The sequence below is a fragment of the Mesorhizobium sp. B2-5-4 genome (assembly GCF_006441095.1).
Taxonomy (GTDB): domain Bacteria; phylum Pseudomonadota; class Alphaproteobacteria; order Rhizobiales; family Rhizobiaceae; genus Mesorhizobium; species Mesorhizobium salmacidum.
Window position 1 is genome coordinate 60,496 of record NZ_VFUR01000015.1, and the last position, 23,147, is coordinate 83,642.

Sequence of the window (23,147 nt, forward strand, 5' to 3'; positions counted from 1 at the left end):
GGAGATAGGCCCAGGGCCTGGACGGAGGATAGGCGGAGAGAACTAATCCTTGACCGTCGAAATATCCGGCGCGTCGACCGCCTTCATGCCGACGACATGATAGCCGGAATCGACATGGTGCACCTCGCCGGTGACGCCACGCGACAGGTCGGACAGGAAATAGACGCCGGAATCGCCGACTTCTTCCTGCGTGACTGTCTGCTTCAGCGGCGAATTGTATTCGTTCCACTTCAGGATGTAGCGGAAATCGCCAATGCCGGAGGCGGCAAGCGTCTTGATCGGGCCGGCGGAAATCGCGTTGACGCGGATCTTCTTGGCGCCAAGATCAACCGCGAGGTAACGTACGCTGGCCTCGAGTGCCGCCTTGGCGACGCCCATGACGTTATAGTGCGGCATCACCTTCTCGGCGCCGTAATAGGTCAGCGTCAGCAGCGAACCGCCCTCGGTCATCAGCGCTTCGGCGCGCTTGGCGATGGTGGTGAAGGAATAGACCGAAATGTCCATGGTGCGCAGGAAATTGTCGCGCGTCGTCTCGACATAACGGCCGGTCAGCTCGTCCTTGTCGGAAAAAGCGATGGCATGGACGAGGAAGTCGAGCTTGCCCCAATGCTTGGCGACATTAGCGAAAACCTCGTCCAAGCTCGCGGAATCGGTGACGTCGCAATGGCCGGCGACAAAGGCGCCCAGTTCCGCCGCCAGAGGCTCGACCCGCTTCTTGAAGGCTTCGCCCTGATAGGTCAGTGCGATCTCGGCGCCGTGATCGACGCAGGCCTTGGCAATGCCATAGGCGATCGACCTGTTATTGGCGACGCCAAGAATAAGGCCGCGCTTGCCGGCCATTAGGCCCTGTCCACCCGCCATGTCAGCGCTCTCCGCAAGGTTTCTCTTTGTGGAGTGCCTATCGCACAGGCACACAGCCCCTTCAAGCGTTCAAACCGGACAGTTCGGGGGACAAAAGCTCTTGATCAGCCTTTTTGGCCGCGCAACAGCGATTCCAGCGCGCTGTCGCCGCCTTCCGGCAGCATGATGCGCACATGGGCATAGAGATCGCCATGGCCGCCGGCCTTCTCCGGCAAGCCCCTGCCCTTGAGCCGAAGGACCTTGTCGGAACTGGACCAAGCGGGAACGTTGACAGCGAGCCTGCCCGTCGGCGTCTCGACCGGCACCTTGGCGCCCAGCACAGCATCGGCCAGCGAAACCGGCAGATCGGCGTGCAGGTCGCGACCCTCGATGCGGTAGCGCGGATGGCGGCGGATGTGGATCTTGACCAGTGCGTCGCCGGGCTGGCCCGGTCCCTGCTCGCCCTGGCCTTTCAACCGGATGGTCTGGCCATCCTCGACATAGGCCGGCAGCTTGACCGCCACCTTGCGGCCGTCCGGGAACATCGCCGTGACCTTTTCGGCGTTCGCAGCTTCCTCGATGGTGACGTCGAGCGTGACGTTCAGGTCAGCTGATGCCGCCGGCTGGCGGCGGTCGCCTGCCCCTGGCCCGCGCGCGCCTGAAAAGGCATCGCCGAAAATCTGGCTGAAGATGTCGCTGTTGCCGTCGAACGGATCGCCACCGGGGCGGCCCGAGCGGAACTCGAATCGCGAGCCGCCGGCGCCCTGCTGCTGGCGGCGAAACCCGGCAAAGGGGTCACCGCCGCCGGCCGCACTTTCAAAACCCTGGAAACGCGGCTTGCCGTCGGCATCGATCTCGCCACGATCGAAAGCGGCACGGTTCTTCTCGTCGCCGATGACCTCGTAGGCCTGATTGGCCGCGGCAAAACGGTCCTTCGCCTTGGGATCATTCGGATTCTGGTCCGGATGATGTTTCTTTGCGAGTTTCCGGTACGCCGATTTTATGTCCTTGGCCGATGCGTTCTTTGCAACGCCCAGCACCTCATAGGGGTCGCGCATGCTTCCTGCCCTGGAAAAGGAGTGAGTCCATACTTGCCCCCTATATGCGCTCGCATAGGAAGAAATTCCAGTAGCGGTGCATCATATCAAGGCCGGAAAATCAGAGTGCCTTGAAGCCCTGCATGCGCCAGCCGCCGGCGCTGGCAAGACAGAGTTCGCCTTCGAACATGGCAACGCCGTCAAAGCTCTCGCGCGAAGCCCTGAAGCGGCGGCAGGTCTGGCCGCTGTCCTTCAATTCCGCCAGTTCCGTGATGGAGCCGCGCGAGCCGGTGCCGGCATTCGCCCAAGGCACGGCCTGGCCACTGAGTTGCTCGATGTCGGCGGAGGATACCGCATTGCCGATCGTCGTCTGGTCGGAGTCGCGATCCGAATCGGCCGGCTTGGCCGAAGCCGATGTGCTGCTGGTCAGGATCGAGCGGTCGACTTCGGCTTTGTCCAGGCTGAAGCCGCCCGCACCGCAGCCGGCAAGCGGCAGGGCGATTGCCACGATCGCCGCTTTCGCGCTGGCTGAAGCGATAACGCCCCATTGCCTGCTGTCAAAAGCTTGCGCGATACGCGACAATCGGCAACCTCCCTGATCTCGTGACAATTTGAGAAAAACTATGAGTGACACAGCGTTAATAACCAGTGACTTTACCGAAGCGGCCGAGCCGTTTCGTCTCTTTGCCGCATGGCTGGACGACGCCAGCAAGAGCGAAATCAACGATGCCAACGGCGTGGCGCTGGCGACCGTCGATGCCGAGGGCATGCCGGACGTACGGATGGTGCTGCTCAAGGGGTTCGATGAAAGCGGCTTTGTGTTCTACACGAATTTCGAAAGCGCCAAGGGCCAGGAGATTCTAGGCAGCATGAAGGCGGCGATGTGTTTCCACTGGAAATCGCTGCGCCGCCAGGTCCGCATTCGCGGTCCGGTGGAAATCGTCAGCGACGCCGAGGCCGACAGCTATTACGCAACGCGGCCACGCGGCAGCCGCATCGGCGCCTGGGCCTCGAAGCAGTCGCGGCCGCTGGAAAGCCGCTTTGCCCTGGAAAAGGCCGTCGCGGAATACACAGCGCGCTACGCTATCGGCGAGATTCCACGGCCCAAGCACTGGTCGGGCTTCCGCATCGTGCCGAAGACGATCGAATTCTGGCACGACAGGCCGTTCCGGCTGCATGACCGAGTGGTCTTCTCACGCGACGCCGATGGCGGTTGGAGCAAGACGAGGCTTTATCCCTGAAAGGGTAAGGTTCAGCCCTTTTTCCTGGTCATGAATGCCGTGAGGGCCGCGCGCGCCTCATCGGATTTCAGCCGCTCACGGAAATGCTCGCTCTCCACTCCGATGCGGGCAACCAGATCGTCGCGTGAGCCGCGCATCAGGTCGCGCGCGATCTTGAGAGCCTGCGGGGGCTTGGCCGCGATCTGGCCGGCTGCCGAGAGGACCGAGGCCTCCAGAGCGCCCTCCTCGACCACCTCGTAGATCACTCCAGCGGCCTTCGCGCGCTCGGCCGAGAAGCCTTCGCCGAGGGCAAGCAGCGCAAACGCAGCTTGCTGACCCAGGATGCGCGGCGCCAAAAGGCTCGATCCAGCTTCCGGCACGAGGCCGAGATCGACGAAGGGCGTGCGGAACACGGTGCGTGGCGTGGCGAAGGTCAGATCGCAATGCAGGTTGATCGTGGTGCCGATGCCGACCGCGATGCCGTCGACGCCAGAGACGATGGGTTTTTCGACCCGGGCCAACGCCAGCAGGAAATCCCAGACTTCGGTGCCACCATCGCCGCCGGTAGCCATAACCATGAAATCGGCAAGGTCGTTGCCGGATGAAAAGGCCCCGGGCACACCGAGAAAGACATGAACGCGGACCGCCGGATCGGCGTCGCCTTCGGCAAGGGCCGTCGACATCTTGGCATACATGGCGCGCGTCAGGGCGTTCTTCTTGTCCGGGCGGTTCATGCGGATGATCTGGATGGCGCCCTGGCGCTCGACGAGGATGTGGTCTGTCACGGTCTTTTCCTTGTGAAGGTCAGGCAGAAATCAGTGCCTTGCCGGCAGCAGCCAGGCTTTCGGCGCCGCCGATCACGCGCTCCTTCAAAGCGCCGACTTCGCCAAGCAGGTTTTCGGCGAAGAAGCGGCAAAGCGCGATGCGGCCCTGGTCGGCGAGAGCGGCCCGCGCCAGATAGGCGCCGCCGGCGGCCAGCGAGATCAGCCTGAGATAAGGCGTCGCACCCGCCAGCGCCTCCTCCGTCCGGCCGTCGGCCGACGATTTCTGCAGGAAGCGCGTTGCCTGCGTCAAATCGAAGAGCGCCTGATCGAGAGCATCAGCGGTGCGGCCAAACCCTTCGAGGTTCGACGTTCGCACCGCATTGGCAATACCAGCCAGTTCGTCGATATAGCCATGCACGTGCTCGCCGCCACCAAGCGGCAGCTTGCGCATCACCAGATCGATCGCCTGGATGCCGTTGGTGCCTTCATAGATCGGCGCGATACGCGCGTCGCGGTAGAGGGCTGCCGCACCCGTTTCCTCGATGAAGCCCATGCCGCCATGCACCTGGACGCCAAGCGAGGCGACCTCGACGCCGACATCAGTGGAAAAGGCCTTGGCGAGCGGCGTCAAGAGAGTGGCACGGTCGCGCCAATGCGCCGCCTCGTCACCAGACGATACGCGCGCGAGATCGATGGCGTGGGCGCAGGAATAGCTGATCGCGCGGGCGATCTGTGTCAGCGCCTTCATGGTGAGGAGATTGCGCTGCACGTCCGGGTGATGGACGATCGGCGCCAAGCCGGTGCCACCAAAACTTGCCGCCTTGCCCTGACGCCGGTCATTGGCATAGGCGATCGCTTTCTGGGTCGCGGCTTCCGCGACAGCGACGCCCTGCATGCCGACGCAAAGCCGCGCATTGTTCATCATGGTGAACATGCAGGCGAGGCCCTTGTTCTCCTCGCCGATCAGCCAGCCGATGGCGCCGGGTTGGGCACCCTGGAAACCATCGCCATAAATCATGGTGCAGGTCGGCGAGGCATGGATGCCGAGCTTGTGCTCGAGGCCGGAACAGAAGACGTCGTTGCGCGCACCCAGCGTGCCATCGTCGTCGACCAGGAATTTCGGCACCAGGAACAGCGAGATGCCGCGCGTTCCGGCCGGTGCATCGGGCAGCCGCGCCAGCACCAGATGGATGATGTTGTCGGTGAAATCGTGCTCGCCATAGGTGATGAATATCTTCTGGCCGAAGATGCGGTAGGTGCCGTCGCCGGCCGGCTCGGCGCGGCTGCGCAGGGCGGCGAGATCCGATCCGGCCTGCGGCTCGGTCAGGTTCATCGTGCCCATCCACTCGCCGGAGACGAGCTTTGCCAGATATTTCGCTTTGAGGTCTTCAGAGGCGTGCTGGTCCAGCGCTTCGACCGCGCCCATCGTCAGCGTCGGGCCGATGCCGAACGCCATGGCGGCCGAATTCCACATTTCGAGCGCGGCGACGCCGAGCATGGTCGGCAATGCCTGACCGCCATACTCTTCCGGCCCGGAGAGCGCGTTCCAGCCGCCTTCGATCCAGCGGCGATAGAGTTCCTTCCAGCCCGGCGGGGTGGTGACGACCGCGTCCTTCAACAGGGCGCCTTGTTCGTCGCCGATCTTATAAAGGGGTGCCATCTCCTCGGTGGCGAAGCGGCCAGCTTCGCCAAGGACGGCATCGACCAGATCCTCGCCAAGATCGCCGAACGCACCGGCATCGATGGCCGATTTCATGCCGGCGACGTGCTTCAGGGTGAACGCAATATCCTCGACCGGTGCCCGATACATGCCGCTCGATCCTCCTGATGCACCGGCCTCGCCGACCCTAGAGCCAGTGCCGCCGCAAAACCATCCGCCTTTGGGCGGTCTCCCATTTCTTTTTACGTAAACGTCAAATTTGTCACGCGGATTTTGCAATCGGGCCGGCCTATATTAAATTCGACCGATGTCGGATCAGATCGAACGGCGACAGAAAACCAGCCGACCGGAACATTCCAATGCTTGCTAGACCTGACGCCTATCGCTGTATTGAATGCGGCTTATCCTATCGGGCAGCGGGATTTTCCTGCTATCACGGCGACGTGGCAAACGGTGCCGCCTACTGGTCGGATCGCGGCATATTGTGCTCGCCGCGATGCTCGCTTGCCCACCACCGCAAACGCGCCGCCGAAGGGACATTGCAGCAAGAGCCCGCGCCGGACCCGTTCGAATTTCAGCCGCTCAGCCAGCGGTGAAAGCTGGGCCAGAGGAGACATGATGCCAAACAAGCAGGCCGTTATTGCGCGGACCCGGTCAGCGCTGCCCTCCCCTGACGAGGCCGCAGTCATGCGCCTCTCAATCGAGGATCAGATCGCCTGGGCGTAGGCGATTGTGAATCCGCCCGAACCGAATGAAGCGCTACGCGCAGCCGCCAATGCTTACAAAAGGCTGGTCGTGGATTCCCGGTAAATTTCGCGCTTGCCAGCTATCTGCCAAGGACCGCGTCGATCCTGGCCATTCCCGAAGCATTTCCTTAACCATAGCGGTCCAGGATTTGCCTTTGATCAACGGGGATTCCCTGTTTGAAAAGGAAGGCGTGTTTCCTTCGCCGCACAGCGCTTCTCGCTCTTGCGGCGACAATGGCGCTGTCGATGGCGGCAAAGGCCTCGGATTTTTCCGAGCCGTGGAAAAGTGCCGACCGTGCCCTGGTGGTCGATGCCTACGAGTACAATTCCATCGACTGGGCCCGGCTTGCCACCGACAAGCGCATCGTCGCTTTCATCAACAAGGCGTCCGACGGCATGCCGCCGCCCTACTTCTGTTTCGGCAGCGACACCGACGTGAAGCTGTGCAAGGCGCTGTGGAAACGCCACGCGGTGACGCGTGAATTGTTCCAAACACGCAGGGTCGTGGCCAAGGCGCTCGGCATGAAATGGGGCGCCTATCATCTCGCCCGTCCCGGCAATCCGGTCGAGCAGGCCAACAATTTCCTCGATTTCGCCGACCCCGCGCCGGATGATCTCATGGCTCTCGACCTCGAGGGCAACGATCCCTCGCAATGGATGTCGCTCGATGACGCCGAGGAGTTCGCGCGCCAGGTGCATCGGCGCGTCGGCCGCTTCCCGGTGCTCTACACCAATGGCAAGACCGCACAATATATCGCCGACAACCGCTACAAATACCGGCTCCTGTCGCGCCTGCCTCTGTGGTACGCGCGCTACAAGCCCGACATCGACGTGCATTTTCCGATGGGCAACTGGCAAGGCTACGCGCTCTGGCAGTTTTCGGCGCAGGCCAATTGCGGGCGCTTCCGTTGCCCCTACAGGGTTGCCGGCACGCCCGACAACATCGACGTCAACGTGGCGCCCACGGATGCCGTCACGCTACGCCAGCAATGGCCTTTCGGCGGCCTGATTGACGTGCCTCCCGATTATCTTGCCAGCGTGCCGGTGCCGCTCTCGCGGGAAGCCGCCCTGGCCGGCAAAGCGACCATCATCTATGCCGATGTGGCGACGCCGCCGACATTCGAGGAAATGGCCGCCGTGCTCGGTTCGCGCTGGTCGAAATTCCGCGACGGGTTCCGCATGCCTGTCGTGAAGATGGTGCCGCGAGGGCCGGGCTTCGGTATTGTCCAATATGTCGCCTGGAAGCGGGCCGGGCAGCGTTCACCCGAGCAACTCGACGCAGCCTTCGCAACGGCCGCCGACCCGCTGAGCACGGCCTCGACAACTCTCGACGGCGGCCAGCGGTAGCCGCCACCCGGTCGGAGCTTCAGCCTGCCTGCTCGCGCGCCACGGCCTGCCAGCCGATGTCGCGGCGGCAGAACCCGTCCGGCCAGTCGATCCGGTCGAGCGCGGAATAGGCCCGCGCCTGCGCCTCGCCAACGGTGGCGCCGGTCGCCGTGACGTTGAGCACACGGCCGCCATTGGCGACCAGCGCGCCGCCATTGATGGCTGTACCGGCATGGAAAATCTGGACGCCTTCCCCCGCGGCGTCCTCGACGCCGCGGATGACGGAGCCTTTCTCCGGCGTGCCGGGATAGCCCCTCGCCGCCATCACAACGGTCAGCGCCGCCTCGTCGCGCCAGCGCACGGAGGTATGCGCAAGCTGGCCGTCGACGGCGGCATTGAGCAGCACCAGAAGATCGTCCTTCAGCCGCATCATCAACACCTGGCATTCAGGATCGCCGAAGCGGGTGTTGTATTCGATCAGCTTCGGCCCGTTTTCCGTGATCATCAGCCCGGCGAACAGAATGCCGGCGAAAGGCGCATCGAGATCGGCCATGCCGCGCATGGTCGGCTCGATGATCTCGCGCATGGTGCGCTCGATCATGTCAGGCGTCATCACCGGGGCCGGCGAATAGGCGCCCATGCCGCCGGTGTTGAGACCGACATCGCCGTCGCCGACGCGCTTGTGGTCCTGCGCGGTGCCGAAGGGAAGCGCCGTTGTGCCGTCGCAGAGGCAGAAGAAACTCGCCTCCTCGCCGGTCATGAATTCCTCGATCACCACCTCCGCGCCGGCGGCGCCGAAGGACCCGTCGAAGCAGGAAGCGAGTGCCGCCTGCGCTTCAACCATCGTCATGGCGACGGTGACACCCTTGCCGGCTGCGAGCCCATCGGCCTTGATGACGGTCGGCGCACCCATCTTCTCGACATAGGCCTTGGCGGAGGCCAGATCGCCGAACCGGCCATAGGCGGCGGTCGGGATGTTGTAGCGGGCGCAGAGATCCTTGGTGAAACCCTTCGAGCCTTCCAGCCGCGCGGCGGCCTTCGAAGGCCCGAAGACGCGGATGTTTTCGGCGCGCAGATCATCGGCGATACCGGCGACCAGCGGCCCTTCCGGACCGACCACGACGAGATCGATTTTCTTCTCGCGGCAGAAGGTGGCTACGGCGGCATGATCGGCGATATCGAGCTTCACCAGTTCGGCCTCGGCGCCGATGCCCGGATTGCCGGGAGCCGCGTAGAGCTTGGTCAGCAGCGGTGAAGCGGCGATCTTCCAGGCCAGCGCATGTTCGCGGCCGCCGGAGCCGAGAAGAAGAACGTTCATGGCCACCTCATGATGCCGACTATCCCATAGAGAGAACAACCCGCTATTGCTCTCTGGACGACGGGTCAAGGCATCAGGGTGGATTGATCGGAATTGCACACGGGAACGTTATGCCTGCCGAATAGGGGGCGCAGGCCACCGGCGGCCCCTATTCTGGCTCTCGTTCAGCCCTGAAAGACCACCGGAAACCAATCCTCGCGCAGCTTCTGCCCCGGCTGCATGCCATGACCGTGATAGGGCGGCGAGGTGCGACCCGGCCGCTCGACATAATGGGCATCGTCGCCGACCCAGCGCAGCGACAGCGCCCGGCGCCGGGCCGAGGTCATGTTACCGCGGGCGCCGTGCGCCGTCCTGAAGTCGAACAGGATGGCGTCGCCCGGTTCCATCTCCCATTCGATAACTTTCATCGATGGATCGGTGTCGGGATCGGGCACCGGACGATAATCGCCCTCGGCGGCGTAGAAATTGCCGTCGTCCAGCCAGCGTACCGGCAGGATCATCTTGTCCCATTTGTGCGAGCCGGCGATCAGACGCAGCGTCGCCTCCTTCACCGGGTCGATGGGGATCCAGAAGCTCACCGTCTGCTGGCCGTCGACGAAATAATAGGGAATGTCCTGGTGCCACGGCGTCGGCTTCTGCGTACCGGGTTCCTTGACCAGCACGTGGTCGTGGAAGAACTGCGCGGTACGCGACTGCATCACCGCGGCTGCCAGTCGCGCCGCGGGCGATTCGCGCACCACCTTGACGAATTCGGGGATGCGCTCCCAGTTGCAGTAGTCGTCGAAGAAGCTGCCCTTGCCGCCAGCGATGTCGGAGGCGGTGGCGCTGCGGCTCCGCATGTTGCGCTCGATGCCGGCGGCGATCGTGTCGACCCAGCCCTTGAAGGCGCCGCGGACACAGACCGCCCCGTCGCGCTGGTAGTCGGCGATTGTCCGCGCATCGATGATTTCGGTGTCCATTGCCGGTGGAGCGGGTTGGGAAGCCATGTTGTCCTCCTTTCAGGATCGAGGCGACTATCGCAACGGCCGCTCATTCAGTAAAATAATAACTTCTCATCTGACACATAGGTTTGAACTATGAGCCTGACGCTTACCCAGCTACGCTATCTCGTCGCCGTCGCCCGCCATGGCAGCGTCACGGGCGCGGCCCGGGCGCTCAACATTTCGCAACCGTCTATTTCGGTGGCGATCGACGCCATCGAACAGGATTTCGGCCAGAAACTGTTCGTGCGCCAGCGTGGAAGCGGTGTCTCGCTGACCTCTTTCGGTCGTACCGCCGTGGCAAAGGCAAAGCAGGTTCTTGCCGAGACAGACGAACTCCTTGCCCTGGGAAAGGTCAACTCGGCGATCGGCGGCGAGCTGGTGCTCGGCTGCTTCGAGGATCTGGCGCCCTATTTCGCGCCGGGCCTCATCCGCGCCTTCTCCGAACGCCATCCAGCGGTCGCCGTCATCGTCCGCGACGAGACGTTCGAGACACTCGGGCGACGCCTGGCGGACGCCGCCGTCGATCTCGGCCTCAGCTACGATCTCGGCCTGCCGTCGCATTTCGCCCGCATCCTGCTGCACGAGCTGCGGCCGCATGCGCTGTTGCCGGCGGGCCATGCGCTGGCGAACCGCCAGGAGGTCAGCCTGGCGGATCTGGCCGCCTACCCGCTGATCACGACCGACCAGCCGCATAGCTGGCAGCATATGCTTGACCTGTTCCGCAGCCGTGGCCTGTCACCCGTCGCCGACATGCGCACAAGCTCGTTCGAACTCCAACGCAGCATGGTGGCGAACGGCTTCGGCGTCGCGGTCAGCTATACCCGCCCGCATGGCGACCACAGCTATGACGGCTTGCGCCTCGTCTGCAAACCGCTGTCGGATCCGCTGCCCATGCAGCGCATCATCCTCACCCACGATACGCATCAGCGCGTGTCGAATGCGGCGCTGGCTTTCATCGAGGTGGCGAAAGTCTGGTTTTCCACACGCGACATCTTCACCTCCTGACGGGTGGACGGACGCTCCTGCCCTGCTTGCCGCTTGACGGTTTCCGCCGCTGCTGCCACTCCATGCCAATGGAACCTGTCCAGTCGAAAGCGTCCCAGGGCCGCGTCTCCGATGCGCCGAACCGCCATTGGGTCTACCGCGTGCTGCCGCGCGCGATCTGGCCCTATGCACAGCTTGCACGGTGGGACAGGCCGATCGGCTGGCAGTTGCTTTTGTGGCCATGCTGGTGGTCGGCCGCACTGGCGGCGAGCGCCTATCCCCGGCCCGGCGACCCGCTGCTTTCGCTGCTGCCGGCGCCACTCTATCTCGTGCTGTTCCTGATTGGCGCCATTGCCATGCGTGGCGCCGGCTGCACCTATAACGACATTGTCGACGAGCACATCGACAACCAGGTCGAACGCACCCGCTCACGCCCGCTGCCATCCGGCCAGACCACGCGCCGGCGGGCCTGGCTGTTTCTTGTGCTGCAGGCCTTGGTCGGCCTGGCGGTGCTGTTGCAGTTCAACAGCTTCGCCATCCTGCTCGGCGTCTGCTCGCTGGTGATCGTGGCTGTCTATCCATTCATGAAGCGGATAACCAACTGGCCGCAACTGTTTCTCGGCCTCGCCTTTTCCTGGGGCGCGCTGATGGGATGGGCGGTCGAGTTCGGTGATCTCGATGGCCCCGCCATCATGCTCTATATCGGTTCGATCCTGTGGGTGATCGGCTACGACACGATCTATGCCCATCAGGACAAGGAAGACGACGCCATTGTCGGCGTGCGTTCGACCGCGCGGCTGTTCGGCGACAACACCAAGGCATGGCTCGCGGGGCTCTATGGCGGTACGCTGATCTGCTTCGCCATCGCCTTCGCCTCGGCACAGGCCCCGGTGGTGGCACTGGCGGGACTGATCGCCGCCGGCGCCCACATGGCCCGGCAGATCGCGGTTCTGGATATCGACGATCCGGACCAGTGCCTGCGGCTGTTTCGGTCGAACAACCAAGTCGGCTGGCTGATCTTCCTCGGCCTGATCGGCGGCGCGCTGTGGGTGGCGCTGAAGCCGCTGGTGTAGCGGCCCCAGTGTCGGCAATCCGGAACAGTAAAGGTGCTTATTCCCGCGCAATGATCTCCTGGCCGCCGATGACCAGCCTGAGGCCGAGGTCACCGGGTCTGCGGCGGGCAAGGAAGCGGGGGCGGCGCATATTGGAAACGCGGCCCTTGCGGCGCTCCCGCGGCGGCAATGTCTTGATGGCGGCGCCGAGCGATTCTTCCAGGGTGCGGGCGACGCCGTCGGATTCGATCAACAGCATCGGCAGGCGGTAGGCATCGGCCCAGGCGCGCCAGTCGGCGGCGACGTCTTCGAGATCGTCAGCCACCAGCAGCGGCACCGACAACATCGGATCGTTGTGCAGGAGTTCAAGGGTCACCGTGACATTGCCTTCCGGATCCTCCATCGCACGAGCGGCGACACCGCGAAATGCATTGGCGGGCAGCACAATGATCGCCGGCAGGCCGCTCATCTCGAGCAGGCGGCGGATCACGGCGCCACGCTGGTCGATGGTGAAGGTCACGTCGCCGTAATCGTCGCGTGTCGCGTAGCTCACTACCTGCGGCAGGCGGAATGGGTCGAGACGCATGTTGCGTCCCGCCCAGACTGGCTTCAGTCCAGTGTTCACGTTCATAGAGTGCCTTCCTGTCTGTCTCCTGAGAGCCGGTGTCCGGTTCTCTCCGGGCCAGTTTTCCCGGCCTCGTTATGGGGAAACAGTAGCGCCGGCTCCTTACCGCCGCGCTTAAGAAAGTCGGTTAAATTTTGCTGATCTCAGGGATGGTTATCGGAATGCCACCAGCCACAAGATGTTGAAAGGATCAGATAACCTTACCAGGATTCATGATGCCGGCCGGATCGAAGACAGCCTTTACCCGGCGCATCAGATCGATGGCCGTCGGCGGCGCGGTGGCGATCAGTTCGTCGCGCTTCAACTGACCGATGCCATGCTCTGCCGAGATCGAACCATGCAGGCTGCGCACCACGTCATGCACGGCCTTGTTCATGGCATGATAGAGCGCCAGAAATGCCTCGTCGTCGCCGTCGACGGGCCGCGAGATGTTATAGTGGAGGTTGCCGTCTCCCATATGGCCGAAACAGACCACCCTGGCGCCAGCACTGACCGAGGCTACCGCGCCAGCGGCCTCCGCGATGAAGCGCGGTATCGATGCGATCGGCACTGAAATGTCGTGCTTGATCGAAGCGCCTTCCGGCTTCTGCGCCTCGGGCAACAGCTCGCGGAAATCCCAGAAGGCGTCGCCCTGCCCGAGGCTGGCGGCGATGACCGCGTCGCCGACGAATTCCTGCTCGAGGCCCGCGGAAAGCACGTCCTCGATCAGCGCCCGAGAATCCTCCGATGAGCGGCCGGACGATACCTGCATCAGCACATACCAGGGCCAATCCTCCATCAGCGGCCGCGTCACGCCCGGGGCATGCGCCAGCGTGAAATCGTATGGCCGCTTGCCGATCAGTTCGAAGGCGGTGAGCGCTGCCCCGGCGCGGTCCATGGCCAGGCTGAACAGGGAAAGAGCGGCCTCGGGCGACGACAGGCCGACGAAGGCGACGTCGCGCCCCTTCGGCTTCGGAAACAGTTTGAGCACGGCGGCGGTGATGATACCGAGCGTGCCTTCGGCACCGACGAACAGGTTCTTCAGGTCGTAGCCGGTATTGTCCTTCTTCAGCTTGCGCAAATCGTCGAACACCTCGCCGGTCGGCAGCACCACCTCGACGCCGAGGCAGAGTTCGCGCGCATTGCCATAGGCAAGCACGCCGGTGCCGCCGGCATTGGACGACAGATTGCCGCCGATCTGGCAGGAGCCTTGCGCGGCGAGCGAGAGCGGGAACAGCCGGTCGGCGGCGTCGGCCGCTTCCTGCAAGGTCTGCAGGATGACACCGGCCTCGACCGTGACCGTGTTCGACAAGACATCGATCTCGCGGATGCGGTTCAGCCGTGACAGCGACAGGACGATTTCATGGCCGGATTTGTCCGGCACCTGCGCGCCGACCAGCCCGGTGTTGCCGCTTTGCGGCACGATTGGCGTTCCGGTCTCTGTCGCCAGCCGCATGATCCGGCTGACCTCGTCGACGCTGCCCGGCCGCAGCACCAGGGACGTCGCGCCATGCCAGAGGCCGCGTCGCTCGATCAGATAAGGTGCGATGTCCTGCTGGTCGCGCAGCGCATATTTGTCGCCGACGATCGCCGCGAAACGATCGACGAGAGCGGGATCGAGTGTCTTTGCAGTTTCGGTCATCTGGCAAAACTACGTCGAGGGCTATGCATTGTCACGAGGAGCGGCGGCACGGGAGAGCCGGTCGTTGATAGCCTCGCCGAGGCCGTCAAAGGGTATCGGCTCGACCGCGATGGTGCGCGCGCCGCTGCGGTCGAGATCCTGCATGTAGGCGAAGAGATTGCTTGCCGCTTCACGCAGGTCGCCTGAAACCGACAGGTTGAGGAAAGCGGTTGCGCCGCGCCAGCCTTCCGCTCTCTGGCTGCCAAAGCCGAGCAGCGCTTCGCCCTCGCCGACCGCCCGCGCATTGAGCCGCACCGCGGCACCCGGCGCGTAGTGCGAGGCCAGCATGCCCGGCGCTTCGACGCCGGCAGCGCCGCCGCGCAGCAGGTCGATGCCGGTGGCCGCCTCGATTTCCCCTGCGGCAATGCCACCGGGCCGAAGCAGGTGCAATCTCTCGCCTTCGGCCTTGACGATGGTCGATTCCAGCCCGACCGGTGTTGCGCCGCCATCGACCACCAGCTTGATGCGGGCGCCGAGGTCCGCCGCAACGGCTTGCGCCGTCGTCGCGCTGATCTTGCCGGATGAATTGGCGCTCGGTGCCGCAAGCGGTCGGCCAAGCCTTGCGATCAGGTCACCGCCAAAACCCCTCGGCATGCGCAAGGCGATCGTGTCGAGCCCGGCGGTGACCAGCGGATGAATGCCGTTGCCGGAGCGCTGCGGCAGCACCAGCGTCAGCGGACCCGGCCAGAAGGCAAGCGCGAGCTTCTTCGAAAGCGGATCGAACGAGGCAATGCGCTCGGCCATCGCCATGTCGGCGACATGGGCGATCAGCGGATTGAAACGCGGCCGCCCCTTGGCTTCGAAAATGCGCGCCACGCCAATGCCGTTGGTGGCGTCGCCGGCCAGCCCGTAGACGGTCTCGGTCGGAATGGCGACGACATCGCCGCCCTCAAGCAGCGCCAGCGCCGGTTCCATCGCTTCGCCGACGGCAAGTATTTCAGCCACTCTCGTCACCTCGCGGATGCCGGCTGCGTAGTACGACAGCGCCGCCGGGGCAAGCGGGCATTGGCAATTCACCAATTCCTAAAATGCTATGTTTCCATGAAAGCCGGTATCAATCGCCGGGCACTATCGTGCGGCTTCTGGGCAATGAGGAGCTATGTCAGTGTCTATGCGTATCTGGGGAACGCTTGCTATCAGTCTGGCTGCTATGGCTGGCGGGGCTCAGGCCTCGTCGCTGGTCTTTCCCGGTGCGCCGGCCTCGACGCCTTCCATCCTTGTCCTGAAGGCCGCCGACGGCAAGGCGAGCGACGTGGTGTCCGTCGTTGCGCTCGGCGAGCCTGACGTCACCGATGAAAAGGTGGCGGCAATCCCGGACAAGGCCGGGGCAAGGCACGCCTTCCCGCAGAGCCCGATGATCATTCGCGGCGGGGTCGTCGGCGGCGCCTTCTCGACACCGGTGCAGGCCAAAACCCCGGCAGCGGCAACCGTCCCCGCCACGGCGACCGCCTCGGCCGCCCCCGCGCCTGCAGTGCAAGGGAAAGCAGCGGCACCGGCGGCAGCCGCACCACGGCCGGCAGCCCGACAGCCCGCTTCGGGAGCCGGCAAGGTCAAATAGCGACCTCGCCAAACCGGGCAGTCAAATGCTCGGCTGCTTGACGGCGGTCTGGCGCGCTGCGCACCATTGTCAGGCAAATTTCGTCCGGCGTAGCCGCTTCCGCAGACGGGATTGCATTGTTCAAGGCAAGGGGGTTGCTCATGAAAAAATCGAAGACCGTTACAGTGGCAGGGCTTCTGCTGGCGTCATTGCTTGGCGGCGCGGCTCATGCGGACGACATGCTGGGGTCCTATGTCGCGCGCATTTCCGATCGCGATCACCAGGCAAGCGACGGCTATGCGCTGGATGGCGCCGCGCAGATGGTGCGGCAGGACCGCGCCAACTGGCACAAATTCCATCGCCGCGACAGCGACGACGAGGGTGATGCCTGGTTCATGACCAACGATCAGCGCGCCGACCTGCAGCGCATGCTGGAGCGCCCCGGCGCGATGAGTTCCTCGACCAAGCGCGCCATCGTTAACGGCGAGCCGCTGATCCAGGTCGACGTCTATGAACACAGCGTGCGCGTCAGCATTCTGGAGAACTGATCAAATCAGTTTGAGAAGACAACCAAAAGGGCGGCGCCAAAGCACCGCCCATTCCTCGAGAAAACCTGTCACCTGAAATCAGGCCGCTTCTTCCTTGTCGTCGTCTTTTTCGTCGGACTCGCCGTCGTCGGATTCTTCTTCGCCCTCGGCGTCGTCGCCTTCGGCCTTCACAGCGTCATCGGCGTCGTCTTCGTCAGACTCTTCGCCGTCTTCATCATCGCCATCTTCGTCATCGCCATCCTCGTCTTCATCAGACAGATCCGCGGCTTCGAACGTGGCGGCGGCGGCATGATCGAGGGCGGTTTCGGAAGCGGATTCAATCGCCTCGGCGGGCGCCGAGATTTCTTCTGTCACTTCGATTTCGTGATCGGAATTCATGGAAGCCTCCGTTGGGTTGGGGAACATGTCCCTTTTGCCACGGAGAGATCATCGTCATATGACTGTAAGCCGGCTCGAACGACCGGCTGGGAGATATTTTTCGTGGGCCTACAGCCCGGTTTATCCCTGCATGATCTTGTCCGAAAACCGGTGCCCACTTTTCGGGATCATGTTTCTCAGCCGGCGATTTTCGAGAAATCGGCGACTTGGCCGGTAGCGGTCCGAATGCGGGCGAGCAGCGCAAGACGGTTGGCACGTACCGACAAGTCCTCATCATTCACGAGAACATGCTCAAAGAATGAATCAACGGGTTCACGCAACACGCTAAGCGCCAGCATGGCAGCCGAAAAGTCTTGGTTTTGAATCGCTTCGCCGGCTTGCTTCTCGGCCTGATTCACCGCGGCAAACAGCGACTTCTCCGCATCTTGCCGGAACAACGCCGGCTCAACGGTTTCGGCGACCGCCGTTTTCTTCTTCTCCTCGGCAGCCAGAATGTTGGCCGCACGCTTGGTGCCGGCGAGCAGGTTTTTGCCGTCCTCGGTGTCGAGGAAGGAACCAAGCGCTTCGACGCGACGCACGATCCGCAGCAGGTCGTCGGACTGAGGCGTGATCACCGCGTCGATCAGATCATGGCGCGCGCCCTGGTCGCGGAGATAGACTTTAAGGCGGTCGTGGAAGAAGGCGAGGAGGTCGCGGTGAGGGTTGGCAAAATCAAAAACCGGCCCCTTGATCTCAATGTGATACCGTGAGCCATCTTCTTCAGATTTTGAATCTTCGAACTTCCCAAGATCGAATTGCCTACGCGCAAATCTGATCGCTCTTTCCAACAACTCGCGATCGACCTGCTCCACCTGATCGTCCTCGATCGATTCGATAATGTTGTCGAAATCATCGCGGTAAAAATCATCGGAAGTCAGATCATCAACTATAGACACTTTCGGTCGATAGCTGGGCTCTATAATCTCGTACACCGGCAATTGCAGAAGTGGATACCGAATCCCGTTCTCAATCAAAATTCTCACGACCCCGAGCGCCGCCCTTCGCAACGCGTACGGATCCTTGGATCCCGTCGGCTTCTCGTTGATTGTCCAGAAACCGACCAGCGTGTCGAGCTTGTCGGCGAGCGCGACAGCGATCGATACCGGATCGGTCGGCACACGATCGGACGGGCCCTGCGGTTTGTAATGCTCCTCGATCGCTGCGGCGACCGAGGAATGCTCGCCTTGCAGCAGCGCGTATTTGCGGCCCATGGCGCCCTGCAGCTCGGGAAATTCGCCGACGACTTCAGTGGTGAGATCGGCCTTGGCCAGAACGGCAGCGCGACCTGCAGGCAAACGATCGGCGCCAACGATCGGCGCCAGTTCTTCCGCCAGTCGCTTGATGCGCTGCACCCGCTCGCCCTGCGTGCCAAGCTTGGCATGGAAAGTCACATTGAGATGGTCGAGCCGAGCCATGCGCTGGTCGAGCGGCTTCTTCAGATCGAGCCCGAACTTTTCAGCCGATGCTTCCAGCTCAACGAGATCAGGCAGATCGCCCTGGTCCGTCTTCCAGAAATAGAGCGCGTCGGACAGGCGGGCGCACACCACCTTGCCGTTGCCGTGCACGATTTCCTTGCCGCCGTCACTGGCTTCGATGTTGGCGGTGAGAATGAAACGGCTGGAGAGCGCCTCGCCTTCGCCCTGCGGCCGCGTCACAAAGCATTTCTGGTTGGCGCGGATGGTCAGGCGGATCACCTCCGCCGGAATGGCCAGGAAAGCCTCTTCGAACTCGCCCATCAGCACGACAGGCCATTCGACCAGCCCGGACACTTCTTCAAGCAGTCCCTCGTCCTCGACAAGGTCGAGCCCGTTGGCGAAAGCGAGATTGCGGGCATCGGCGAGGATGATCTCCTTGCGCCGGTCTGCATCGAGCACGACCTTGGCCGCCTCCAGCTTCGACACATAGTCGTCGAAGCGGCGCACGGTGATTTCGCCCGGCGCATGGAAGCGGTGGCCATAGGTGATGTTGCCCGAGCGGATGCCGTCGATCTCGAAATCGACCACGACCGGCTCCTCGGTCTCGGGGCCGAAGGTGCACAGGATCGATTGCAGCGGCCGCACCCAGCGCAGTGATCCGGGCTTGGCCGAGGCCGGCCCCCAGCGCATCGATTTCGGCCAGGGGAAAGTGCGGATGATATCTGGCACCAGACCGGCGATGATCTCTTCGGCCGCCCTGCCCGGCTTCGAAATGTGCGCGACATAGAAGTCGCCCTTCTTCGGGTCGGAATGGACATGCGCCTCGGTGATAGAAGATAACCCGGCCTTGCGCAGAAAACCCTGGACCGCCTGTTCAGGCGCCGATGTCGACGGCCCCTTGATATCCTCGTGAATATCCTTCGAGCGTGCGTTGAGGCCACGGATATCGAGGGTGAGGCGCCGCGGCGTCCAATACTCACGCGCCGCCTCGTAGGTCAGCCCCGCCTCGACCAGACCGTCGGCCAGCATCTTCCTCAGATCACCCGCCGCCTTGCGCTGCATGCGAGCGGGAATCTCTTCCGAGCGAAGTTCTAGAAGCAGGTCAGGCATGGTTGGGGCTCACGCGGCAAAATGGTCCGCGCGGGGCATAGCAACTCGGCTGGCCGCTGTCACCCTTTCCGGAAATTTTGACCCTCCTGTCGGGATGATGCGATCCGGCCCGTCCTTGGATCAAAGATTTCCATGAACCGAACGCAGCGCTGAAGCGACCCACGCTCAGGCAGGGAACTATTGGCTGAACGATCATGAAAACGGCATCCAGACTTCTTCAGATCCTCGCGCTCAGCGCCTGCTTCGCCGCGCAGGCTCACGGCGCCTTCTCGATGCCGGGCGTGCGGCAGGCGCTGCGGACGATGGCTGGTCCGAGCGGCCAGATCCTGCCGCCGATCAACGCTTCCCTCGAAATGATCAACGGCGGTTGAGACTCAGGCCGCCAGGCCACCGGCTTGCGTCTTCAAGAACGCCTCGCCGCAGGCTTTCGCCAGATTGCGCACCCGCAGGATGTAACTCTGCCGTTCGGTGACCGAGATCACACCACGCGCGTCGAGCAGGTTGAAGACATGGCTCGCCTTGATGCACTGGTCGTAGGCCGGGAAGACCATCTCGTGTATCGGCAGATTGTCGTTTGAGGCCGGCGCGCCGGCCTCGAGCAGCGCCTTGCACTCGGCCTCGGCGTCTTCGAAATGCCTGAGCAGCATCGCCGTGTTGGCGTATTCGAAATTGTGGCGCGAATATTCCTGCTCGGCCTGCAGGAACACATCGCCATAGGTGACCTTGTCGGCGCCCTCGCGGCCGTTGAAGTTGAGGTCGTAGACATTGTCGACGCCCTGCACATACATGGCCAGGCGCTCCAGGCCGTAGGTGAGTTCGCCCGCGACCGGCGCGCATTCGATGCCGCAGACCTGCTGGAAGTAGGTGAACTGCGACACTTCCATGCCGTCACACCAGCATTCCCAGCCAAGCCCCCAGGCGCCCAACGTCGGGCTTTCCCAGTCGTCCTCGACGAAGCGGATGTCGTGCAGCAACGGGTCGACGCCGATCGCCGCAAGCGAGCCGAGGTAAAGCTCCTGCAGGTTCGGCGGGTTGGGCTTCAGGATCACCTGGTACTGATAGTAATGCTGCAGCCGGTTGGGGTTCTCGCCGTAGCGGCCGTCCTTCGGACGTCGCGATGGTTGGACATAGGCGGCGTTCCAGCGCCTGGGCCCGAGCGCGCGCAGCGTCGTTGCGGGATGAAACGTGCCGGCCCCGACCTCCATGTCATAGGGCTGCAGGATAACGCAGCCATAAGCCGCCCAGTAATTGTGCAAGGTCAGGATCAGCCCCTGGAAGGAGCGGCTGGGATGCATATGGGCTGACATTTCAATCGTCACGGTGGCCTCGGCGACACAGGCTAGCTTGCGGCCACGTCCTAGAGACACGGCGGCGAAGCGTCAAGCAAGGCGCGTCCGATGCCGGCCGTCGTGAGCATGCCGGGCGATGTTGAAAACTTTGCGTGCGACTGGCCCATTGCTCGCCGCCACGCTCCGCGATCCAACAAAGCGTCCGCTTCAAGCACAGCAGGTTCAGCCATGTCCAACCCGATCACCATCCGCCCCGTCACGCGCCAGGATTTCGACCGATGGATGCCGCTGTGGGACGGCTACAATGCGTTCTATGGCCGTTCGGGCGAGACGGCGCTGGCAAGCGACGTCACCGCGATGACATGGTCGCGCTTCTTCGACGCCTACGAGCCGGTCCATGCGCTGGTCGCCGAGAGCGGGGGCCAGCTTCTTGGCCTCGTCCATTACCTGTTCCACCGCAGCACCACGGCGATCGCGCCGAACTGCTATCTGCAGGACCTTTTCACCAACGAGGGCTCGCGCGGCAAAGGCATCGGCCGGGCGCTGATCGAAGGCGTCTACGAGCGCGCCCAGGCGGCCGGTTCCGGCCGGGTATATTGGCTGACGCATGAAACCAATCACACGGCAATGAAGCTCTATGACACGGTCGGCGAACGCTCGGGCTTCGTCGTCTATCGTAAGATGTTCTGAGGACGTTTCCGGCGCGCCGGCAGGCATTTTTGAGCGGAACGGATATCAACGAAAACGGGGCCCTGAGAGCCCCGTTCGCATTCCAAAAAAGGCGATTTTCAGCCCTTGGGGGCCGGAACCGGCTCCGGCTTGACCTTCGGGGTCTCCTGCGCCGTGTTGGATTCGATCGGCGGCAGGCCCTTCATCAGCTTCTGCTGCAGGGTGGCCAGCACATCGGGATCGGGCTTCAGGTCGCGGGCCTGGTTCCACTGGAAGGTGGCTTCCAGCTTGCGGCCGACGCGCCAATAGGCGTCGCCGAGATGGTCGTTCAGAACCGGATCTTCCGGCTTCAGCGCGACCGCGCGTTCCATCTCGCGCACGGCGTCATCGAAGCGGCCGAGGCGGAAATAGGCCCAACCCAGGGAATCGACGATGTAGCCGTCGCTTGGCCTGAGATCGACGGCCTTCTGGATCATCTCCAGGCCTTCCTTCAGGTTGGTGTTCATGTCGACCCAGGAATAGCCGAGATAGTTCAGCACCTGCGGCTGATCCGGCTGCAATTCCAGTGCCTTGCGGAAATTCGGCTCGGCCTTCGGCCATTCCTTCAGCCGCTCATAGGCGATACCGCGCTGATAGAAGATGTTCCAGTTGGCGGCGGTTGGCGTCTTCAGCGCCTCGACGGCCTTGTCGTAGAGATTTGCGGCGGAGCGGAAATCATCCTTTGAGGAGTAGACTCCGCCAAGCGCCAGATAGGCGCGCATGTCATTGGGATGGGCTTCGACGAAGGCCTTCAAATGCGTGATCGCCTCGTCATGGCGGTCGAGGTCGGCAAGATTGAGGCCAAGCTGCAGGTCCGAAATCTCCTTCAGCGGCGAAGAGTCCGGGATGCGCCGATAGAGCGCGATGGCGCCTTCCCCGTCCTTCAGCTGTTCGGCGACGGCGGCGAGCTGCACGAGGGCCGCGTCACTGTCGGGCTTCAGGGCTAAGGCATATTGCAGATAGAGGCGCACGAATGGCTCGCCGCCGCCACGGTTGAGCGCGGTGGCAAGATCGAGCAGGATTTCGGAAGCACCGTCGGACGGACCGGAAACGAAGGGCGCAATTTTCTCGCCCTTGCTGATCCTGTCACGCAAGGCGACGATTTCCAGCTTGCCCGGCGAGAACGCCTCTGCCTGGTCGAGCACCGAGATCGCCTTGGCCTTGTCACCCTTGCGGGCCAGGAACGATGCATAGGCCTGCGCGTTGCGCATCCAGGTTTCAGGTGCCGCACCGCCGGCCGTGGTATCCTGCATCGTCGCCGCGTAGATCGCCTCGGCCTTTTCGGGCATACCAGACGCATCGGCGATCAGGGCGCGGTGGAAGGATTTGAACAGGCCGAACCAATCCGGCCCCTGCAACTTGTCGATCGAAGCCATCGCTTCGCTGGCCTGACCGGTACCTTGTTCGGCCCAGCCGGACATGACGCCGGAAATCAGCCGGTCGAGGTCGGATTCCAGCGACAGCTTGAGCCAGTACTGCGCCTTGGTGAAATCCTTCTTGTGGAAGGAATCGACGGCCAGCGCCAGGCGCGAGAAGCGCTCCACATCGGGCACTTCCTTGAGCTTGTCGGCATAGACCAGCGATTCGTCGAAGCGGCCTTGCGCGATCAACGATAGCATCAGGCTCTGCTGCAGTGCGGTGTCGCTCGGATTGAAGGCCAAGGCCTGCTTGTAGTACGCGATAGCGCTGTCGAGGTCGTTGTCGCCCTCGGCGATCCGGGCAGCCAGATAAGCGCCCGAGAACGACGAGATCTTGACCGGTTCGGTGGATTGCTTGGCATAGGCCGGCAAAGCCGAGATCGCCATGCCCGTCACAATTGCCAGCCTTGTCAGCCAGCGCGCACGTCCTTGCTGCATCATATCCCTTTCAGCCAGGCGCCATCTCCGCGTCAGCGGGATCGACCCAGAC

The 23,147-nt window shown here is 63.2% G+C and carries 23 protein-coding genes; 9 read left to right on the forward strand and 14 right to left on the reverse strand.

Translation table 11 applies throughout. The features are described 5' to 3' along the window. Nucleotides 1–42: 42 nt before the first annotated feature. From fabI to FJ492_RS19385, 3 genes are all read right to left on the reverse strand, one after another. Nucleotides 43–861 carry an enoyl-ACP reductase FabI gene (gene fabI / locus FJ492_RS19375; protein ID WP_140507828.1) on the reverse strand — a complete coding sequence of 273 codons (819 nt, stop codon included), beginning with the start codon at nt 859–861 and terminating at the stop codon, nt 43–45. Between the two features lie 104 nt (nt 862–965). After that, entirely contained in the window at nt 966–1,898 is a 933-nt protein-coding gene (locus FJ492_RS19380; protein ID WP_140771616.1) for a J domain-containing protein, read from the reverse strand. 100 nt (nt 1,899–1,998) lie between these two features. Continuing rightward, entirely contained in the window at nt 1,999–2,460 is a 462-nt protein-coding gene (locus FJ492_RS19385; protein WP_140507832.1) for an RT0821/Lpp0805 family surface protein, read from the reverse strand. Between the two features lie 40 nt (nt 2,461–2,500). Between FJ492_RS19385 and pdxH the strand changes: the two genes are divergently transcribed. Beyond that, nucleotides 2,501–3,118 carry a pyridoxamine 5'-phosphate oxidase gene (gene pdxH, locus FJ492_RS19390; RefSeq protein ID WP_140771618.1) on the forward strand — a complete coding sequence of 206 codons (618 nt, stop codon included), beginning with the start codon at nt 2,501–2,503 and terminating at the stop codon, nt 3,116–3,118. A gap of 11 nt (nt 3,119–3,129) precedes the next feature. Here the strand turns inward: pdxH and FJ492_RS19395 are convergent, their stop codons facing one another. Further along, nucleotides 3,130–3,882: a crotonase/enoyl-CoA hydratase family protein gene (locus FJ492_RS19395; RefSeq protein WP_140507836.1), complete on the reverse strand. Its 753-nt coding sequence runs from the start codon at nt 3,880–3,882 to the stop codon at nt 3,130–3,132. 19 nt (nt 3,883–3,901) lie between these two features. Further along, nucleotides 3,902–5,671: an acyl-CoA dehydrogenase gene (locus FJ492_RS19400; protein ID WP_140771620.1), complete on the reverse strand. Its 1,770-nt coding sequence runs from the start codon at nt 5,669–5,671 to the stop codon at nt 3,902–3,904. 209 nt (nt 5,672–5,880) lie between these two features. Here FJ492_RS19400 and FJ492_RS29265 point away from each other — a divergent pair, with 209 nt between their 5' ends. Then, nucleotides 5,881–6,117 carry a hypothetical protein gene (locus FJ492_RS29265; protein WP_140771622.1) on the forward strand — a complete coding sequence of 79 codons (237 nt, stop codon included), beginning with the start codon at nt 5,881–5,883 and terminating at the stop codon, nt 6,115–6,117. Nucleotides 6,118–6,501: 384 nt separating this feature from the next. After that, a complete protein-coding gene (locus FJ492_RS19415; protein WP_140771703.1) occupies nt 6,502–7,614 on the forward strand; it encodes a glycoside hydrolase family 25 protein in 1,113 nt (370 codons plus the stop codon). A gap of 19 nt (nt 7,615–7,633) precedes the next feature. Here FJ492_RS19415 and purD read toward each other — a convergent pair whose 3' ends face one another. After that, nucleotides 7,634–8,911 (reverse strand): phosphoribosylamine--glycine ligase, encoded by a 1,278-nt coding sequence (purD, locus tag FJ492_RS19420; protein ID WP_140771624.1) that lies wholly within the window; start codon nt 8,909–8,911, stop codon nt 7,634–7,636. 164 nt (nt 8,912–9,075) lie between these two features. Next, nucleotides 9,076–9,897, reverse strand: a complete 822-nt coding sequence (locus FJ492_RS19425) for a phytanoyl-CoA dioxygenase family protein (RefSeq protein ID WP_181166694.1) — start codon at nt 9,895–9,897, stop codon at nt 9,076–9,078. Nucleotides 9,898–9,987: 90 nt separating this feature from the next. Here FJ492_RS19425 and FJ492_RS19430 point away from each other — a divergent pair, with 90 nt between their 5' ends. Further along, entirely contained in the window at nt 9,988–10,899 is a 912-nt protein-coding gene (locus FJ492_RS19430; RefSeq protein ID WP_140771626.1) for a LysR family transcriptional regulator, read from the forward strand. Between the two features lie 68 nt (nt 10,900–10,967). Beyond that, nucleotides 10,968–11,951 (forward strand): 4-hydroxybenzoate octaprenyltransferase, encoded by a 984-nt coding sequence (ubiA, locus tag FJ492_RS19435; RefSeq protein ID WP_181166699.1) that lies wholly within the window; start codon nt 10,968–10,970, stop codon nt 11,949–11,951. A 37-nt stretch (nt 11,952–11,988) separates the two neighbouring features. On the opposite strand, the gene FJ492_RS19440 is transcribed toward ubiA, so the two are convergent. The 3 genes from FJ492_RS19440 to FJ492_RS19450 form a co-directional block, all read right to left on the reverse strand. Continuing rightward, nucleotides 11,989–12,555, reverse strand: coding sequence for a DUF6101 family protein (locus FJ492_RS19440; protein ID WP_140507971.1), 567 nt, complete (start codon nt 12,553–12,555; stop codon nt 11,989–11,991). 190 nt (nt 12,556–12,745) lie between these two features. Further along, nucleotides 12,746–14,176 carry an FAD-binding oxidoreductase gene (locus FJ492_RS19445; protein WP_140771628.1) on the reverse strand — a complete coding sequence of 477 codons (1,431 nt, stop codon included), beginning with the start codon at nt 14,174–14,176 and terminating at the stop codon, nt 12,746–12,748. Nucleotides 14,177–14,197: 21 nt separating this feature from the next. Then, complete coding sequence (locus tag FJ492_RS19450; RefSeq protein ID WP_181166695.1) at nt 14,198–15,160, reverse strand: L-threonylcarbamoyladenylate synthase; 963 nt, start codon at nt 15,158–15,160, stop codon at nt 14,198–14,200. A gap of 166 nt (nt 15,161–15,326) precedes the next feature. Here FJ492_RS19450 and FJ492_RS19455 point away from each other — a divergent pair, with 166 nt between their 5' ends. Together FJ492_RS19455 and FJ492_RS19460 are read left to right on the forward strand one after the other, a co-directional pair. Then, nucleotides 15,327–15,773 carry a hypothetical protein gene (locus FJ492_RS19455; RefSeq protein ID WP_246676073.1) on the forward strand — a complete coding sequence of 149 codons (447 nt, stop codon included), beginning with the start codon at nt 15,327–15,329 and terminating at the stop codon, nt 15,771–15,773. A 140-nt stretch (nt 15,774–15,913) separates the two neighbouring features. Then, nucleotides 15,914–16,300 carry a hypothetical protein gene (locus FJ492_RS19460; protein ID WP_140771634.1) on the forward strand — a complete coding sequence of 129 codons (387 nt, stop codon included), beginning with the start codon at nt 15,914–15,916 and terminating at the stop codon, nt 16,298–16,300. 78 nt (nt 16,301–16,378) lie between these two features. Here FJ492_RS19460 and FJ492_RS19465 read toward each other — a convergent pair whose 3' ends face one another. Next, the gene (locus FJ492_RS19465; RefSeq protein WP_140771636.1) at nt 16,379–16,678 is read right to left on the reverse strand and encodes an ATPase; all 300 of its coding nucleotides are present in this window, start codon (nt 16,676–16,678) and stop codon (nt 16,379–16,381) included. Nucleotides 16,679–16,854: 176 nt separating this feature from the next. Then, nucleotides 16,855–19,242 carry a glycine--tRNA ligase subunit beta gene (glyS, locus tag FJ492_RS19470; RefSeq protein ID WP_140771638.1) on the reverse strand — a complete coding sequence of 796 codons (2,388 nt, stop codon included), beginning with the start codon at nt 19,240–19,242 and terminating at the stop codon, nt 16,855–16,857. A gap of 194 nt (nt 19,243–19,436) precedes the next feature. Here glyS and FJ492_RS28800 point away from each other — a divergent pair, with 194 nt between their 5' ends. Continuing rightward, a complete protein-coding gene (locus FJ492_RS28800; protein ID WP_181165842.1) occupies nt 19,437–19,613 on the forward strand; it encodes a hypothetical protein in 177 nt (58 codons plus the stop codon). A 3-nt stretch (nt 19,614–19,616) separates the two neighbouring features. On the opposite strand, the gene FJ492_RS19475 is transcribed toward FJ492_RS28800, so the two are convergent. Next, on the reverse strand, nt 19,617–20,549 hold the full coding sequence (locus tag FJ492_RS19475) for a glycine--tRNA ligase subunit alpha (RefSeq protein ID WP_181165853.1): 933 nt from the start codon (nt 20,547–20,549) through the stop codon (nt 19,617–19,619). Between the two features lie 210 nt (nt 20,550–20,759). On the opposite strand from FJ492_RS19475, the gene FJ492_RS19480 reads away from it, so the two are divergent. Continuing rightward, entirely contained in the window at nt 20,760–21,221 is a 462-nt protein-coding gene (locus tag FJ492_RS19480) for a GNAT family N-acetyltransferase (protein WP_140507863.1), read from the forward strand. Between the two features lie 98 nt (nt 21,222–21,319). Here FJ492_RS19480 and FJ492_RS19485 read toward each other — a convergent pair whose 3' ends face one another. Further along, nucleotides 21,320–23,095 carry a tetratricopeptide repeat protein gene (locus FJ492_RS19485; protein ID WP_140771640.1) on the reverse strand — a complete coding sequence of 592 codons (1,776 nt, stop codon included), beginning with the start codon at nt 23,093–23,095 and terminating at the stop codon, nt 21,320–21,322. Between the last annotated feature and the right edge of the window lie 52 nt (nt 23,096–23,147).

Coding starts and splice junctions, on each gene's coding strand:
- fabI (WP_140507828.1), bottom strand. CDS start 861: ATGGCGGGTGGACAGGGCCTAATGGCCGGCAAGCGCGGCCTTATTCTT.
- FJ492_RS19380 (WP_140771616.1), bottom strand. CDS start 1,898: ATGCGCGACCCCTATGAGGTGCTGGGCGTTGCAAAGAACGCATCGGCC.
- pdxH (WP_140771618.1), top strand. CDS start 2,501: ATGAGTGACACAGCGTTAATAACCAGTGACTTTACCGAAGCGGCCGAG.
- FJ492_RS19400 (WP_140771620.1), bottom strand. CDS start 5,671: ATGTATCGGGCACCGGTCGAGGATATTGCGTTCACCCTGAAGCACGTC.
- FJ492_RS29265 (WP_140771622.1), top strand. CDS start 5,881: ATGCTTGCTAGACCTGACGCCTATCGCTGTATTGAATGCGGCTTATCC.
- FJ492_RS19415 (WP_140771703.1), top strand. CDS start 6,502: ATGGCGCTGTCGATGGCGGCAAAGGCCTCGGATTTTTCCGAGCCGTGG.
- purD (WP_140771624.1), bottom strand. CDS start 8,911: ATGAACGTTCTTCTTCTCGGCTCCGGCGGCCGCGAACATGCGCTGGCC.
- FJ492_RS19425 (WP_181166694.1), bottom strand. CDS start 9,897: ATGGCTTCCCAACCCGCTCCACCGGCAATGGACACCGAAATCATCGAT.
- FJ492_RS19430 (WP_140771626.1), top strand. CDS start 9,988: ATGAGCCTGACGCTTACCCAGCTACGCTATCTCGTCGCCGTCGCCCGC.
- ubiA (WP_181166699.1), top strand. CDS start 10,968: ATGGAACCTGTCCAGTCGAAAGCGTCCCAGGGCCGCGTCTCCGATGCG.
- FJ492_RS19445 (WP_140771628.1), bottom strand. CDS start 14,176: ATGACCGAAACTGCAAAGACACTCGATCCCGCTCTCGTCGATCGTTTC.
- FJ492_RS19455 (WP_246676073.1), top strand. CDS start 15,327: ATGCGTATCTGGGGAACGCTTGCTATCAGTCTGGCTGCTATGGCTGGC.
- FJ492_RS19460 (WP_140771634.1), top strand. CDS start 15,914: ATGAAAAAATCGAAGACCGTTACAGTGGCAGGGCTTCTGCTGGCGTCA.
- FJ492_RS19465 (WP_140771636.1), bottom strand. CDS start 16,678: ATGAATTCCGATCACGAAATCGAAGTGACAGAAGAAATCTCGGCGCCC.
- glyS (WP_140771638.1), bottom strand. CDS start 19,242: ATGCCTGACCTGCTTCTAGAACTTCGCTCGGAAGAGATTCCCGCTCGC.
- FJ492_RS28800 (WP_181165842.1), top strand. CDS start 19,437: ATGAAAACGGCATCCAGACTTCTTCAGATCCTCGCGCTCAGCGCCTGC.
- FJ492_RS19475 (WP_181165853.1), bottom strand. CDS start 20,549: ATGTCAGCCCATATGCATCCCAGCCGCTCCTTCCAGGGGCTGATCCTG.
- FJ492_RS19480 (WP_140507863.1), top strand. CDS start 20,760: ATGTCCAACCCGATCACCATCCGCCCCGTCACGCGCCAGGATTTCGAC.
- FJ492_RS19485 (WP_140771640.1), bottom strand. CDS start 23,095: ATGCAGCAAGGACGTGCGCGCTGGCTGACAAGGCTGGCAATTGTGACG.